At 37.7% G+C, this 15,693-nt stretch carries 19 protein-coding genes, 1 tRNA gene and 1 pseudogene; 3 read left to right on the top strand and 18 right to left on the bottom strand.

The genetic code is table 11. The features are described from left to right. Positions 1 to 39: 39 nt before the first annotated feature. From phnE to AC1FXZ_RS00455, 5 genes are all read right to left on the bottom strand, one after another. Complete coding sequence (phnE, locus tag AC1FXZ_RS00475) at positions 40 to 801, bottom strand: phosphonate ABC transporter, permease protein PhnE (protein ID WP_480049918.1); 762 nt, start codon at positions 799 to 801, stop codon at positions 40 to 42. Positions 802 to 813: 12 nt separating this feature from the next. Beyond that, positions 814 to 1,764, bottom strand: a complete 951-nt coding sequence (phnD, locus tag AC1FXZ_RS00470) for a phosphate/phosphite/phosphonate ABC transporter substrate-binding protein (RefSeq protein WP_480049916.1) — start codon at positions 1,762 to 1,764, stop codon at positions 814 to 816. Positions 1,765 to 1,802: 38 nt separating this feature from the next. After that, positions 1,803 to 2,846 carry a glycosyltransferase gene (locus AC1FXZ_RS00465; protein WP_480049914.1) on the bottom strand — a complete coding sequence of 348 codons (1,044 nt, stop codon included), beginning with the start codon at positions 2,844 to 2,846 and terminating at the stop codon, positions 1,803 to 1,805. After that, positions 2,827 to 4,773 (bottom strand): selenocysteine-specific translation elongation factor, encoded by a 1,947-nt coding sequence (gene selB, locus AC1FXZ_RS00460; protein WP_480049912.1) that lies wholly within the window; start codon positions 4,771 to 4,773, stop codon positions 2,827 to 2,829. Before selB ends, AC1FXZ_RS00465 begins: the two co-directional genes overlap by 20 nt. Before the next feature lie 107 nt (positions 4,774 to 4,880). Continuing rightward, entirely contained in the window at positions 4,881 to 5,021 is a 141-nt protein-coding gene (locus tag AC1FXZ_RS00455; protein ID WP_480049910.1) for a hypothetical protein, read from the bottom strand. 192 nt (positions 5,022 to 5,213) lie between these two features. On the opposite strand from AC1FXZ_RS00455, the gene AC1FXZ_RS00450 reads away from it, so the two are divergent. Then, positions 5,214 to 5,375: a hypothetical protein gene (locus tag AC1FXZ_RS00450; RefSeq protein WP_480049908.1), complete on the top strand. Its 162-nt coding sequence runs from the start codon at positions 5,214 to 5,216 to the stop codon at positions 5,373 to 5,375. A gap of 122 nt (positions 5,376 to 5,497) precedes the next feature. On the opposite strand, the gene AC1FXZ_RS00445 is transcribed toward AC1FXZ_RS00450, so the two are convergent. After that, entirely contained in the window at positions 5,498 to 6,217 is a 720-nt protein-coding gene (locus AC1FXZ_RS00445; protein WP_480049906.1) for a YebC/PmpR family DNA-binding transcriptional regulator, read from the bottom strand. 480 nt (positions 6,218 to 6,697) lie between these two features. Here AC1FXZ_RS00445 and AC1FXZ_RS00440 point away from each other — a divergent pair, with 480 nt between their 5' ends. Together AC1FXZ_RS00440 and AC1FXZ_RS00435 are read left to right on the top strand one after the other, a co-directional pair. Further along, positions 6,698 to 6,886, top strand: a complete 189-nt coding sequence (locus AC1FXZ_RS00440; RefSeq protein WP_480049904.1) for a hypothetical protein — start codon at positions 6,698 to 6,700, stop codon at positions 6,884 to 6,886. A gap of 226 nt (positions 6,887 to 7,112) precedes the next feature. Beyond that, positions 7,113 to 7,209 (top strand) — tRNA-Sec (locus AC1FXZ_RS00435). 434 nt (positions 7,210 to 7,643) lie between these two features. Here AC1FXZ_RS00435 and cdr read toward each other — a convergent pair. From cdr to AC1FXZ_RS00375, 12 genes and pseudogenes are all read right to left on the bottom strand, one after another. Continuing rightward, positions 7,644 to 9,581: a CoA-disulfide reductase gene (gene cdr, locus AC1FXZ_RS00430; protein ID WP_480049902.1), complete on the bottom strand. Its 1,938-nt coding sequence runs from the start codon at positions 9,579 to 9,581 to the stop codon at positions 7,644 to 7,646. 323 nt (positions 9,582 to 9,904) lie between these two features. After that, positions 9,905 to 10,106 (bottom strand): annotated as a pseudogene (locus AC1FXZ_RS00425) (cupin domain-containing protein); the annotation flags it as partial. A 117-nt stretch (positions 10,107 to 10,223) separates the two neighbouring features. After that, entirely contained in the window at positions 10,224 to 10,823 is a 600-nt protein-coding gene (locus AC1FXZ_RS00420) for a class I SAM-dependent methyltransferase (protein ID WP_480049900.1), read from the bottom strand. A gap of 531 nt (positions 10,824 to 11,354) precedes the next feature. Then, positions 11,355 to 11,582: a sulfurtransferase TusA family protein gene (locus AC1FXZ_RS00415; RefSeq protein WP_480049898.1), complete on the bottom strand. Its 228-nt coding sequence runs from the start codon at positions 11,580 to 11,582 to the stop codon at positions 11,355 to 11,357. A gap of 42 nt (positions 11,583 to 11,624) precedes the next feature. Then, positions 11,625 to 12,752, bottom strand: coding sequence for an MBL fold metallo-hydrolase (locus AC1FXZ_RS00410; RefSeq protein WP_480050031.1), 1,128 nt, complete (start codon positions 12,750 to 12,752; stop codon positions 11,625 to 11,627). 43 nt (positions 12,753 to 12,795) lie between these two features. Next, on the bottom strand, positions 12,796 to 13,191 hold the full coding sequence (locus AC1FXZ_RS00405; RefSeq protein WP_480049896.1) for a DsrE/DsrF/DrsH-like family protein: 396 nt from the start codon (positions 13,189 to 13,191) through the stop codon (positions 12,796 to 12,798). 15 nt (positions 13,192 to 13,206) lie between these two features. Continuing rightward, positions 13,207 to 13,440, bottom strand: a complete 234-nt coding sequence (locus AC1FXZ_RS00400) for a glutaredoxin family protein (RefSeq protein ID WP_480049894.1) — start codon at positions 13,438 to 13,440, stop codon at positions 13,207 to 13,209. Positions 13,441 to 13,452: 12 nt separating this feature from the next. Next, the gene (locus tag AC1FXZ_RS00395) at positions 13,453 to 14,028 is read right to left on the bottom strand and encodes a sulfurtransferase TusA family protein (RefSeq protein ID WP_480049892.1); all 576 of its coding nucleotides are present in this window, start codon (positions 14,026 to 14,028) and stop codon (positions 13,453 to 13,455) included. Between the two features lie 56 nt (positions 14,029 to 14,084). Further along, entirely contained in the window at positions 14,085 to 14,369 is a 285-nt protein-coding gene (locus AC1FXZ_RS00390) for a rhodanese-like domain-containing protein (RefSeq protein ID WP_480049891.1), read from the bottom strand. A gap of 19 nt (positions 14,370 to 14,388) precedes the next feature. Further along, entirely contained in the window at positions 14,389 to 14,751 is a 363-nt protein-coding gene (locus AC1FXZ_RS00385) for a rhodanese-like domain-containing protein (RefSeq protein ID WP_480049890.1), read from the bottom strand. 18 nt (positions 14,752 to 14,769) lie between these two features. Then, positions 14,770 to 15,249: a DsrE/DsrF/DrsH-like family protein gene (locus tag AC1FXZ_RS00380; RefSeq protein WP_480049888.1), complete on the bottom strand. Its 480-nt coding sequence runs from the start codon at positions 15,247 to 15,249 to the stop codon at positions 14,770 to 14,772. A 70-nt stretch (positions 15,250 to 15,319) separates the two neighbouring features. Further along, positions 15,320 to 15,547, bottom strand: a complete 228-nt coding sequence (locus AC1FXZ_RS00375) for a sulfurtransferase TusA family protein (protein ID WP_480049886.1) — start codon at positions 15,545 to 15,547, stop codon at positions 15,320 to 15,322. Between the last annotated feature and the right edge of the window lie 146 nt (positions 15,548 to 15,693).

Genomic DNA, 15,693 nt, shown 5'->3' with positions numbered 1-15,693 from the left:
GTCATTCCAAAAAGGAAAACCACCTTTTTGGAATGACTCTTATATAACTCTTGCGCGGATTCGACCTCCGATGAAATCTACAATAATGACCATTATCATGATGAGAATGATATCAAGCGCTACTGCTGTATAGTAAAAACTTTGGAAATGGTTAAACAGCTGTTGTCCGATTCCTCCTCCACCAATAAACCCAAGGATAAGTGATGTCCTGATAGCCACTTCAAATCGGTAGAAATACTGTGACAATACATTCGGCCAGATTTGGGGCAAGATGGAGAAGAAGTGTCCGACCCATTTCGTGGCTCCTACAGAACGCATCGCTTCTTGAGGACCTGTATCGGCAGCTTCAATCAATTCTGATATTAGCTTTCCTAACACTCCGATATTGTGCAAAATTATAGCTAGTACCGCAGCAAATGGACCAAGTCCAAATGACGAAACAAAAATTAAGCCGAATACAATTTCCGGGATTGAACGTAACGCACTCAAGCCACCTCTAACGGAACTATACATGGCAACTGAGCCACTTGTATTTTTCGCGGCTAAAAAACTAAGGGGCAAAGCAACAAGTAATGCTAGAAATGTCCCTAAAAAAGCAATTGCAAGTGTTACAAGGCTATGGTAAGCCATTCTTGGAAAAAGGGACCACTCAATTGGAAAAAAGCGAGTGGTCACCATATCTACAATATTCCCTATTTGCAAGAGCTTTCTCCATTCAAAACCAGTAACATTCATACTCCACCATAAAGCAACAATGATCAGTAGAATATAAATGATATAACGCCTATGAAACCAAACCATAGAAAGGTACCTCTATTCTAGTGTCAGCATATCGAATTCACGAGCTGCTTCTAATACATCTGCATATTGGGTATCATCAGCTTCAACAAAACGAGTTGCACCACCGAAAGTTTCTAAAATATCTTTGTCATCAATTTCATAAAATGCCTCTTGAATTTCTTCAATTTGTTCAGCACTCATTTCACCAGGTACTACCCACGGATATTGATAAAGTTCTTCTGATTGCCAAAGGACTTTAATGTCTTCGCGTAAAGTTCCTCCTTTTTCATCGTCTTCCTTCATTAAAGATTCTAAAATCGCACTGTCAATTGCTCCTGCATCCACAGTTTGGTCCTGCACTAAATTCTTTACAATATCATGAGATCCTGCAAATTGAACTTGATTAAATTCATGGTTATCCTCACTTTCGTAGTAGCCTAGATTACGCAAATGAAGACCAGGTATTAAATGTGATGATGTAGATGAAATACTTCCGAATGCAAAATCTACCTCAGCTCGATCTTCTAACAAATCATTAAGGTCATCCCACTCATCACGATCAGAATGAGTTATGATGTATGAGTAATAAAAAGGACTGCCATCAACTTCTTGCGTAATAATCGCCTGGGCCCCACTTTGTTCATGAGCAATTAAATATGTTAATGGTCCTAGAAAAGCCAGATCAATATGGTTATAATTAATCGCTTCAACTACTGCATTATAATTCGGATATTGTTCGACAACTACCTCACGATCGAGTTGCTCTGTTAAGTATGCTTGCAATTTATCTAGACCAACCTGTGTTTCTCCTGTCGTTTGTGCAGGGATCACAGCGACTTCAAAAAGTCCATCAGCTTGTTCAGTCGCAGGCACGTCTGGTCCTTCATCAGTAGTGGGTGATTGGACAACTTCGTCAGGTTCGTCTACTGCCCCACAAGCTGTTAACGCAAATGCTAGTCCTATTGCTAAAAACCATTTTTTCATGATTATTCCACCTTTCTAAATAAACGCATTATAAATTACTATTTCAAACAATGTGCATACACTTCTAGGTATTCTTCTATCTCTTTGTCTACCGAATGCTGCTCTTTTATATAATCTGTTGCTTCTAAACGGAGCCTCTTCTGTAACATATTATCACTTAATAATTTGTTCACCTTGTCACGAAACTGTTCTGGCGAGTTGTATAATATACCCGTCTTCCCATCAGTTACCACACTAGCATTACCTGAATTTTCCCTAGCTACTACAAGCACTCCGATACTCATGGCTTCAAGGATTGCTGATGATTGACCTTCTGAGATCGATGTGTTTAAGACAATATCAGCTTTCGAATATACACTTGCCATGCTTTCAAGCGGGACTTCACGAATATAATGAAACCATTCAGCTTCACATTCACGCTTAAGAACTTCTTGATAAACACCTTCGTCAAGGTTCGGTCCGATAATAGTAAACGTTAAATTAGGCCAATCTCTTCGCAAATTTAATAATTCGTCCCATAAATAAAAAACATCTTTTACCGGACGCAATCCAGCTGGAAGTAAGAATGTAGGGGAGCCTGCACACCATTTTCCTAATGGCAGCTGCTTATGTTGTCCTAATGGTAACATTACACTTTGTGGAACAACAAAAATACGCTCAGTCAATTCTGGATACACATTACAAATTTTATTTTTCCCATCTCTGCTAAAAACCGTAATGGCACAAGAATTATCAGCAACAGAATTCATCAACTGAACAGCATCCCTGTTTTTTAAATCCTCATTAACATCTGTTCCACCGGAAGTTAAAATGTAAGGTTTTTTTAATTGTAGATGAGGGTACCTTTTTAACCAACTGGCAAATCGCTTCAGATGAATCACATGGTACAAATCTGCTTCTTCAAAGACTTCATCCCATTCGGCGTCCCACTGATCCTCTTCATACGCAAACACTTTTACAGTTAAACCAACCTTCTTCAACCCTTTAACAATACGTTTAGCAGTTGTGGAGTTACCTCGATTTTGTTTGTAATACGGTGTAAAAAAAACAATAGTGGGATTTCTAACCGAGCCAATTTTCAACTTCTTCCACTCTCCATTTTCGCTTAGTGTCGTGTCTAATCGTTAGCCCCAGCTTATCCAGTTTTTCTAGAAACGGAACTAAATACTTCCTTGATAAACCTGTTACTTCTTTTGCCTCACTCAAAGTGAAAGACTCCCCTGTTTCCGTCCTTAACTTATTAACAGCAAACTTAAAAGGTTCAGAATGTATCGAAAGCTTTTGATCTAATTGGTATAATAGCTCCTGCGAATGAAAATAGTGGATGAGCTCTTCATGTAACGACTCTGGTAATTGTTGACCAGTTAAATGATTATAAATTGAAGATACTTGAAGGCCTTCTTTCTTGATCCCACTCAAGACATGCTCCACTCGTTTCTTCCATTGTTCAGGGGGATGAGGAATATGTTGAACAAGAGCAACATATTGACCTCTCATTGCAAACCATTCATCTTGTTCACCTTTTTCAAATACCCAATCTAGTAAACGTTTTGAATAGGATTGTCGATAACTTTGGCTCAATTCTGCTTTCTTTAGCCCTTCCCGTAACGGATTTCCCTGATGATAACGGTCCAACTCTGCTTGAATCGACTCCTTTAGTGAATGAAGGACTTTCTTACTTGTTAGTTCCTCTGATGACATTTGTAACAGCTGTTCACTTTTGTTTACTAGTTCTGCTATCTCTTCTACTGATATATTTAATTCCTTACTTGCTTCTCTAACAGATAATGATTTTTTCTCTAGCAGAAGTTGCTGCAGCCTCTCAAGAGGAGTAGCATCCATTTTTTGTTCTAACATGCGCACAGTATCCTCACCAAAGCGATACTTCGCACCATGTGGATCAATGACAACCCCACCACCAATTGTTTCCGTCGGTGTCGGACGCCTTAAAATAAAGCGATCTCCTCTTCTCGTTACAACCGGCTCATCCAGACGAAGTTGGCAGACTACTTCGGCATCACCTTCTTGTAACTCATTCCTGTCAAAGAAAACTATTTTCCCGAAAACTTCAGCTGTACCAATATGTAATTTAATTGCCCCACGTTGTTTAATACGAAATTGCAGCTCTTCGACCGTCGAGAGGCGAACATCAATTGTTTGGCTTGTTTCATAGTGGCCGGTAGCAACGAGAACATCACCACGGCGTAACTCCTCTTTCGAAACGCCTCCAACATTTATCGCTACCCGCTGCCCTGCTCGCCCCCGTTTGCGAGGCTCACGGTGCACTTGAATTTGTCTAGCACGCACCGGAATATGCTGAGGCAATAATTCTAATATATCACCTTCGTTTACATTTCCTTCGTATACCGTACCTCTAACAATAGTTCCTTGCCCATGTACCGTGAACACTTGATCAACTGGAAGACGAAAGGCACCACTCGCATCACGACTAACATTGCCAGACAAAGCGTTTGCAATCCCCTCTTTAAGTTCATTGATCCCAGTAAGATCTATACTATCAACAAAAAATAGTTCACTATCTTCAAGGAATGTACCTTCAATCGCTTCTCTAATATCTAGTTCAACAATTTCCCTCATCTCATCATCAACACGGTTGATTTTCGTTACAACGATGATTCCATCTTTTATCCCTAATAACCTTAGGATATCAATATGCTCACGTGTCTGTGGCATAACACCTTCATCACAGGCAACAACAAGCATCACCAAGTCAATACCTGCCACTCCTGCGATCATTTGACGAATAAAACGTTCATGCCCCGGTACATCAATAAGAGAAACTTCCATATTATCACTTAATTTCAACGGCGCATAACCTAGTTCAATTGAAATACTTCGCTCCTTCTCTTCTTTAAGACGATCAGTGTCAATATTTGTTAATGCTTTTGTTAACGTCGTTTTTCCGTGGTCAATATGACCAGCCATTCCAACCGTATAATGATTCATAATACGATAATCCCTTTCTACATAACCAATTTCTTTTGCCATTTTTTTATCATACTATATCCAATGAAAGGAAACAAAAGAAAAGGAAACGCAATTGGTAAGGCCCACTTTACGTTTCCTTCTAAAAACTTTATATAACATCAACTACACTATTCCTTTATCCCTTCAAGCCATTCTTTGTAGCAATCATCGCAAAGTGGCTTGTCCACATGCACATTTTGATAAATAAATAACCCGTGACTAACTGTATCTGCCACATTATCATGACAATAAAAACATTGTTCATCCATTTTGACGATTCCCCCTGCACATAAGTTTACTTTTAGAAAGTACAAAAGAAAAATAAATCGGGAGGTTCATCTCAATTTTGAAAAATATTGTTAAAGAACTACTACAAAAAATTCATAGGCCGGGCATCGTTTATCATACGTATTATCCGTAGTTCTCTTACTACAAACATTGGATATCAAGGAGTGTTGCGAATGTTTCAAAACAATTCAAGAGAAAAAGCTCTGAAAGTCATGCTTAAACAAAAGAAAAAACAAGAGCAACGTGATTGGCGTGTAACCATGAAACGTTTAAAACAATTCCAAAATAATGTATTAAATAATAACACAACAAGCGAGAACAACAATTACAAATAACATGCCCAACCAACGAAGCCTTCTTCGTTGGTTGTACACTCATACATACTTCCTAATTCATTGGACAAACTGACCATACAAATAGAAGCGAGGACAACTTGATTGCCCTCGCCATTTACGCTCTATTCTCCAAAATCAACATTGTGGTAAACTTGTTGTACGTCCTCTAAATCTTCTAATGCATCGATTAATTTTTCAAACTGCGCCTGCTCTTCTTCTTGTAATGTTACATCATTTTGTGCTAACATCGTTAATTCTGCTACAGTAAAATCAGTAATTCCAACATTTGCAAATGCTGCTTGCACTTCATGGAATTGATCTGGTTCTGCATATATGATTACAGATTCATCTTCTTCAATAATATCTCGAACATCTATATCTGCTTCCATTAATAATTCGAGAGTTTCATCAGCTGTTTTTCCCTCAATTCCAATAACGGCAGTTGCATCAAACATAAATGTTACAGATCCACTTACCCCCATATTCCCACCGTTCTTTTTAAATGCCGAACGAACTTCTGCAGCCGTACGATTGACGTTATTTGTTAAGGCATCAACAATAATCATTGATCCATTAGGACCAAACCCTTCATAACGAAGCTCATCATAATTTTCTTCCGAACCACCTTTTGCTTTCTCAATTGCTCGGTCAATAATTGCTTTTGGAACACTGTACGTCTTCGCACGCTCAAGTACAACCTTTAAAGCGCGATTAGATTCCGGGTCTGGTTCTCCTTGCTTAGCTGCCACATAAATTTCACGTCCAAACTTTGCATAAATACGACTTGTATTGGCATCCTTTGACGCTTTTTTCTCTTTAATATTATTCCATTTACGCCCCATTACGAACACTCACTTTCCACTTTAATTTACATCATAATATTATACGTTACTTTTTAATTTGTTACGAGCTATAAAATCACTTTCAACTTTTAATCCTAGAGTTGTCCCTTACTGCTTCTTTCCATGACAAGACCGTAAGCATTCCTACGAAAATTACAAAAATAAGAAGGTACATAAAATTGAACTAGCTCATTCTATATACCTTCTTATTATAAAAACAATTGTTGTTTTGTTCATATCACTTTATTAAATTTTTTAAAATCTTTCTAAATCTCGTTCAGATCTCCAGGCTACTTGATTCGAGTCACAACTACTCGTTTCGTTTCATTCATACTTGCATCAACTCATTTTTTGTTTTCTTTTCACGTAACGTGCTGATAAATGTTGAGAGCTTTGTGCAGGAAAATAACAGCTCGTCTAAAATTAGTAAAGAGGACAAGAAATCCGTCTAACACTGAAAAAGAAAGGTGGTCGTTGTTCGTGAACCGTGATTTAAGCCTACAGCAAATCGCAGAGGGCATGACAAGATCAGTATTAAATGCATCCGAAAAGGATCTAGAAGGATTTCAAAAGATTATGGATGCTACGTTAGAATTAAGAGAATCACATAAAGAATTGCAGAAGATGGTTCAAAATTACTCTACGTCTACAGTTCAACGCTCTTCGTAAAAATCAATTAGTATAGCCAAAGAGGGCTGCGTATCTTGCGCAGCCCTCTTCAAGTTTGTAATCCTACTTTCACCAGATATTAAGCTGCTGCTTGTAACAATATGTTACAAGCCATTTTGGTAAATGAAATTTTAATTCTACTGTTTAATTAGCTTGTCAAACTCTTTTCGATGCGCTATAATTTGTCGTATTGAAAAGAGTTTTAAAGTTTATTGATTCTATATATGGGGCTGGCTGTGACACTGGTGTTCGCCACGGTCTTCAAAACCGCTTGGGAGGCGCGTGCCGTCTCCGGTAGGTTCGATTCCTACACAGTCCCGCCAAAAATCGCTATATGACAAGTGTTCCCGGTACTTTTAACGTCTTTTATTACGTTAATTTTATACGGTAAGTCCCTCAGTATTAATAGGCTTATAAGGCTAATACGTTGGCAACCGTTTCTGTTAAACCGTAGGCATATAATTCATAAATTAGTGATACATAGCGCATTTAATACCTCCTAAACGTATTTCATAACTAGTACCGTTTGGGAGGTTTTTATTATGGGAGGAGTACGTAACTTCCAACATGCAGCTCGTATTATGTTGGAAGTGTGCAATATCTTAACATGAGGTTAACTCTTCTTTAAAGCTATAAATGCCTGTTGGCTCCCGAGTAATGGCTACTAATAAATTAGATGGTTCTGTAAGGTAAAAACGTAAATCAAGAGCAATTCACATGAAGGAATAATTTTTACATTATTCTTTCATTCTTCATATTAATTTTTTTGAACATAAGCTTTGATCAGTTTCCCATTTTTCTTTTCCTCTAGTAAAGTATGGCCATTGTGCTCACACCATGAAGGTAGATCCCTAACAAATTGTGAATCAGTCGCTGTTACTTCTAAAATTTGTCCTTTCCCCATTTCTTTCACTGCTTTCGCTACACTCATAATAGGTCCTGGGCACTGAAGGCCACTAGCATCTATTTTTACATCTGCTCTAAACTCATTACAATCAACTCGTGCCACACCGGAGTCGTCCGTTTTCACGTCACAGTCCTTCTTTTTATTGCCATGTACTGAAGAGTAGGTTTTCCAGCCACCATCTAAATTTTTCACTTTAAACCCATTTTCCTGTAGGATACGTGTAGCTAAATACCCTCGTAGCCCTACTTGGCAATTAACATAAATCGTTTCATCTTTCGGAAGTTCTGTTAATCGCTCCCTGATGTCATCAACTGGAATATTAATGGCCCCTTCGATAAAGCCCATTTCTAACTCGATAGGTGTACGTACATCGACTAACGTAGCTCCATTTGACACGATTTCATCGATCTCGTACCACTGAACGGTATCAATCACACCTTCCACAATGTTGGTTGCTGCATACCCTAGCATATTGACAGGATCCTTTGCTGAAGAATATGGAGGAGCATAAGCTAGCTCTAAATCAGCAAGGTCTACTACGGTTAGTCCACCTTTTATGGCTGTTGCGATGACATCAATCCGTTTGTCGACGCCATCCTTACCAACTGCTTGCGCTCCATAAATTTTTCCTGTTTCTTTATTAAACACTAGTTTTAATGCAATCGGCGCTGCACCTGGGTAGTAACCAGCATGGGAGCCAGGATGAAGATGAACAACTTCATAAGGAATACCTAAGCGTTTTAATGTTTTTTCATTATTTCCAGTCGTTGCCACCGTGTAATCGAGAACTTTGGCAATGGATGTCCCAAGTGTTCCGTTATACTTTGCTTTCTTTCCATAAATATTATCCGCCACAAGTCTACCTTGTCGGTTTGCGGGCCAAGCAAGTGGAACCATTGTCGGCTTCCCGTTAATATAATCCTTTACTTCGATCACATCACCAATCGCAAAAATGTTGGGATCGTTTGTTTGTAAATAGTCATTTACTTGAATTCCTCCACGTTCTCCAACATGAAGGCCAGCGTTAACCGCAAGTTCATTTTCTGGACGAACGCCAATCGATAAAATTATGAGGTCTGTTTCAATTCGTTTACCGTTATTTGTAACAACAATCTTTCCTTCGCTTTCAAAAGACTCGACCCCATCGCTTAAAACAAGGTTGACTCCCTTTTCTTCAAGATGCGTATGAATGATGGATGCCATTTCATAATCTAGTGGGGCCATCACTTGGTTAGCCATTTCAATAACCGTGACATCTATCCCACGTTCATGAAGATTCTCTGCCATTTCTAAACCGATAAATCCACCACCAACGACAACAGCACGCTTTGGTTTTTCGTTATCCACATAAGACTTAATTTTGTCTGTATCTGGTATGTTTCTCAAAGTAAAAATAGCCTTTGCTTCATTCAATCCCGGAATTGGTGGAACGATTGGACGTGCCCCTGGTGAAAGCACCAAATCATCATAAGATTCATCATACGTTTTCCCAGTTTTATGATCTTTGACTTCGACCGTTTTTGCTTTACGATTAATACCAATAACCTCACTTAGGTTACGGATGTCTAAGTTGAATTTTTTTGACATTCCTTCTACTGTCTGAACTAATAGTTTTTGGCGATCTTTGATCGTCTCACCAATGTAATAAGGTAAACCACAGTTAGCAAATGAAATATATTCTCCTTTTTCAAATAATACAATATTTGATGTTTCATCTATTCTTCTTAAACGAGCAGCTGCTGTTGCACCACCCGCAACTCCACCAACAATAACAATTTTTTTACTCATGATTCATTCCTCCTAGTTATCAATATTACCCTATAAGGTATATACCCTACGTAGTATAATACACCGTTTTTTTCTTCATGAATGTGATTTAAATCACAATTCCTTTATTTTTATTTCATTTCAAGCACTAAAAATTAAGAAGGTAAAGATAAAAAGTTAAAAGCGAAGGTCATTACGAAAAAGAATAGCATCCAGCTTTTTAAACTTTTTTAGGACAATCCGAAACTAGACACTATACAATTGAATTTTAAAAAAGCTTGAAAAACAACCGAATCGAACATCCGGTCGTTTTTTCAAGCCCTTATTTTCTTTAGTATTGTATATCAGTGGCCGTGTTCTTCTTCAGCAGCCATGGCAATAGCTTTGGTTTCATGAATGGTTCTATATGGATGCTGAAGTGGAGCATAAATAGAGTACAGCTTTAGTCGTTGATTTCCCGTATTGGATAAATTGTGCCATTTTACCAGCGGGTATTACAATTGCATAATCATCAAATACTTTTTCTTCAAAGTCTAATTGATTTTTGCTTTCACCCAAATAGCTTTTTAGTATTTTTTGCATCAAAAAGAATAGAATAGGATCTACACCTAATCTATTCTTTAGTGTAACTACTAAAGAAAAAATCATTATTGACTTTTGAATTCACTCTGTTTTTTGTCCGATAAATTGAATAACATGAGACAAGCCATTATGTAAGTCTCCTTCATGTCGAACGACCTCTCCCATAAAAAAGTGAACAATACGCCAATCAGAAAAGACATTTAGAAATTCTTCGGGTTTGTACAGAAGTTCTAATTTTTGAGGGCCACCACTATTATATGGTATTTGATAATACGAATAGACTTCCGTAATAAAATAACCACCTGGTTTAACTGACTCTTTGACACCTTGTAGTGTTTTCTTGCGTAACACTTCTGGAAAGTGCCCAAAAATACAGACGATCTCGTCCCATTTGTTTTGTTGCCAAACAGCTTCATTTAGATCAACCAGTTGCGTATTAACTTTTACACCTTTTTCATCTGCCAATTTATTCGTTTTTGATAAGCCTGATTCAGCATAATCCCAAGCTGACACGTTCATTCCTTGTTCAGCTAAGAATACAGCATTACGCCCTTCACCTTCTGCAATAGCAAGAGCGTCACCTGATAATGGAAGTTTTCTCTGCATTTCCGCTAAAAACACGTTTGGTTCTGTTCCATATACGTAGCTCTCATTTTGAAATCGTCTGTTCCATGAGTTCATTTTCTATTCTCCTAAAATGTATTTTATAAATAGTAAAACCCTATAGTCAGAACAGAAATATAGGGTGAATAAAACGATTATCTAATCACGACAAATTGGCCTGTACCCAATACATTTTTCGTATAATCTATTTTGACATTATTGAAATAAACCTTATCTTTCTCAGAAATTATAAATTGAATACCATCCTGTGCAATGATTACATCGTTTTCTAAAGCTGACTCTTCCAGAACCAGACGAAGTTGTGGTCCTCCTCAACCAATCCCCATCGTTAAGCGGATAAAGGGTTCGACTCCTTGTTTGATTGTATCTTGAACTTCAATTAAAATCTTTTCGACTACTGTGGGTGTTATTTTAACCATCTTATATACCCTCCATTAAAAAGTTATAGTTTAATCACATGATTTAACAAATAATCGTGGGATAAAAAGAGCATGGAATATTTAATAATTGATCCCTCCACCAATCCCTAACATTCCTGAACTACTTCCTTTTAAAAGAAAAGAGGGAACCAAACCGGTTCCCTTTTCTTTAGCTTTTTTTAATCCAGAACTTTAATACACCATCTTCTTCCATATCTGATAGTAACTCATGACCGCCAGACTTCGCCCATGCTGCTAGGTCATTTTTTGCTCCTTTATCAGTCGCATGAATTTCTAAGACTTGACCTGACTCAAGTTCAGTCATTGCTTTCTTTGTACGAACGATTGGCATTGGACATGCTAATCCTTTTGCATCTAAGACTTTATCTGAATTCATCTATAAAACCTCCAGTTATTAACTTCTATTTTTTTATCGTTGTTATCTAACCGCACAACGGTTTGGTCCAATTTCCATTTCACGTTGTTTTTCTTCATCTGGAGTGATTTTTCCCATATTTGTTTCACGAATTTCTTGATACGCGTTTGGTTGTGGCGGTAAGTTTTCTGTCACCATTGATCTAAACTCATTTTCATCTTCAATATTTAAACCATGATTTTGAGCAAATAGTGTGCCTAGTTTTTCTGCAACACTTCCATCTTCATTTAACTCTTCGATGATCATAAAGTGAGCCGGTAAAACAATCAACTCTTCTGATAGTTCTCTATAACGCTTATAAAGCGACTCACGTAAATCTCCTACCCAATCTTCAGCAAGTCCTGCTAGGTCAGGTCTTCCAATTGAATCAATGAAGAGAATGTCTCCGGATAATAGGTATTTTTCATCGATAACAAATGAAGTCGATCCGATTGTGTGACCAGGTGAGTAAAGAGCATGAATGTTGATTGTTGAGTTTCCAATCACTACGTCATTCCCACCTTCAAGTGCCGCATATTCAAACACAACTTCACCTGCATCCTTTGGAGGTAACCAGTACGTTGCACCAGTTGCTTCGGCAATTTTTCTGCCTCCAGAAATGTGATCAGCATGTAGATGAGTATCAAATACGTGTGTGATTTTTGCATTGATTTCTTTAGCAAAGTTCACATACACATCTGCCATACGTGTTGCATCGATAATGGCTGCTTCCCCATTTGAAACAACCATATAAGATAGACAGCCTTTACCTAGACGGACAAATTGATATAGCTTACCACCGTCTTTTAGGTCCCCTACTTTAACTGGCTCTAAATATTCACTCCAAGTCTTCATTCCACCTTTAAGATAAGAAACATCTAGTCCTTCATCAGACAACATCTCTGCTACCATCATCGAAGAACCTTCTTTCGCACAAACGACTAAGACTTCTTTATCTGCTGGAATTTTATCCATGATTTCTTCTACACCATCTAATAGCTCAAAATAAGGAATATTAAAGTAATCAAAGTTCTCTCCTTCAATTTTCCAATCAGCGAAATCCCCTTCATTACGAACATCTAGAATAAATAGCTCTTTCTTTTCGATTACTTTTCTTGCTATTTCTTTTGAGTTCATTGCTTTTACTGTCATCATTTATACCCCCAGTAGTATATTTTTCTTTAAAAAAATTTAATTAAAAGGTTAACGTTACATCCGCATCCTTGGCGAATTCTAAGAACGTAACGGCTCCACCCACTTCAATTCCATCAACAAATGCATCTTTTTCTAGCTCCATAACATCCATTGTCATTTGACAGCCAATTAGTTTAACCCCCATTTCTTGGGCCATTGCCACGAGTTCAGGGATCGCTGGAACATTGGCTTTTTCAAAACCCTTTTGGTAATGCTCTTTCCCCTCTGGCATTGGTAATTGACCGTATGCTTCTTTATGAATTAGATTTAGACCTTCAAAGGTAAAGAATATCGCTACCTCTTGGTCTGTTGCAGCTGCAGCTGTTGCTACATTGAATACTTTGTACGCATCAAATAATCCACCATTGCTTGTGATAATTGCTAATTTTCTATTCATTTTTTCAACCTCCTATTATTTTCTCAATGCTGACATAACGCTATTGGGATCATAACCAACAACCCACTGGCCGTTTACTTCCGTTTGTGGAACCCCTAATTGACCTGTTTTTTCTACAAGTTGCTGCATAATGGCAGGATTTGTTTCTACATTCACTTCTTGAAAGGAAATGTTTTGATCTGATAAAAAGTTTTTTAACATCACACAATAACGACAGTGATTAGATGTATAAACAGTAATCTGATTCATGATTGACCCCTCCTATTTATTAAGACTATCTGTTGGATGACCCCATTCACTCATGCCTGGCACGACATTAATGACTGTTTTAAATCCAGCTTCTGTTAACTTTTGGGCGGCTAAATCACTACGGCTTCCAGTACGACACACAACATAAATATCTTCATCCTCGCTTAGTTCATTTAAACGATTCTCAAGCTCACCAAGCGGAATAGATTTTGCCCCTGGAATATGATTGAAGGCATATTCAGCTGATTCACGAACATCTAACACTAGAATATCTTCATTGTTAACTAATTTCGCTTGAAGTTCCTCGTTGTTTACAACATGTGGGTGTTTCTTCTCTTCTTTTTCTTCCCCCGTCGCCTTACGAAGATAATGTTTTAAAACATCACCCTCTTCAACGGTTCCTAAATATTGATGTCCAGTGCTCTGTGCCCACGCTTTAATATCAGCAGTTGACCCTTTATCTGTTGCTTGAATTTCTAATACTTTTCCTGGTTCGAGGTCATTCATCGCTTTTTTTGTACGAACGATTGGCATTGGACATGCTAATCCTTTTGCATCTACTAGTTGATCAAATTTAATAGTTTTCATTTACTATTCCTCCTTAGAATGAATACCTACATTGGTATAATTACCTTCAAAAAAATTTACTGAACGTTCCCTTCCCAGTTCATCATACCTCCAACCATATTAGTAGCATGAAACCCGCGACTTGATAGAAATTCGGTGGCTCTTCCACTTCTAGCACCAGAGCGACAAACGATAATATATTCTTTCGTTTTATCTAATTCTTGAAGACGAAACTCTAGTAATCCAAGCGGGATGTTTACAACCCCAGCTATACGCCCTGCTGCTACCTCATCCGTTTCACGAACATCAATAATATTAGGGTTAACGAGACGTTCTACTTCTTTTGGTGTGATTTCTCTCATAACTGATCTCCTCCTAACGTTAGTTCCAAGCGCTCATACCACCTTTTACGTTTGTTATTTTTTGAAAACCCATTTTTCTTAATACTTTTGTTGCCTTATTGCTGCGCATTCCACTCTGGCAAATAACAACAACCTCTTTCTCTTTTGATAACTGGCTTGCCTTCTGAGAAAGCTCATGAAGAGGCATATTTTTAAATGTGTTAATTTTATTTCTAGAAAACTCACCAGATGTTCTTACATCAATAAATTGAACATCTTTTCTCTTTAACTCTTTTTTTAGCTCACTCGCTGAAATTTGTTTTACACCTTTAACAGGCATGAACTTATTGATTAAGAAGAATGCTACGATAAGACCAAATAGGATATTAATAACTAAATCCAATTCAAGTACCCCCTTGGGTTAAATAAATAAGTTCACATTTCCTTCTTCAGCATCAGCTAGATATGCAGCTACTCCCGCGTATTCTAACCCATCAATTAATTCATCTTGCTGCAGTCCTAAAAGGTCCATCGTCATCGTACATGCCACAAGTTTGACTCCTTGTTCTTTTGCCATTTCAATTAGATCCGGTAAAGGCATTGCATTATGCTTCTTCATGACATGTTTAATCATTTTTGGACCCATTCCAGCGAAGTTCATGTTTGAAAGTCCCATGTTATCAGCGCCTCGTGGCATCATTTTCGCAAACATTTTTTCCAAGAACCCTTTTTTGACTGGTACTTGTTCATCTTTTCTAAATGCGTTTAATCCCCAAAATGTTGAGAAGATTGTTACTTCATGATCATAAGCTGCAGCACCGTTTGCGATAATAAAAGCTGCCATTGCTTTATCATAATCACCACTAAATAAAATAATCGTTGTTTTCTTTTTGTCTGTCATGTTGCTCTCCCCTTTGTCATTTATATTTCTCATACCCTCATAGGTATCTGCCCGATTAAAAAAATTTAACCTAGCCTTTTTTAATCCAAAACTTTAAAACTCCATCTTCCTCTACATCTGTAAGTAATTCATGACCACCTGACTTTGCCCAAGCTGCTAAATCATTCTTGGCCCCTTTATCAGTCGCATGTATTTCTAAAATTTTCCCAGCTTCTAATTCGTTGATTGCCTTTTTAGTACGCACGATCGGCATTGGACAAGCTAACCCTTTTGCGTCGAGAACTTTATCTGATTTCATATTGTTTCCTCCTAATTATCATCAATACATATACCCATATAGGTATCATATCTGATTAAAAAAATATAGTCAACCTTTTTCTTAGCTAACAACAATTTTCTTTACTTCACTAAGGGTGTACCTATAGGGGTATATTAACTTACTTT

Source organism: Halalkalibacter sp. HAAS-P014, from assembly GCF_056619965.1.
Note: the sequence above shows the minus strand (reverse complement) of the source record. Positions and strands in the feature narration are given on the sequence as shown.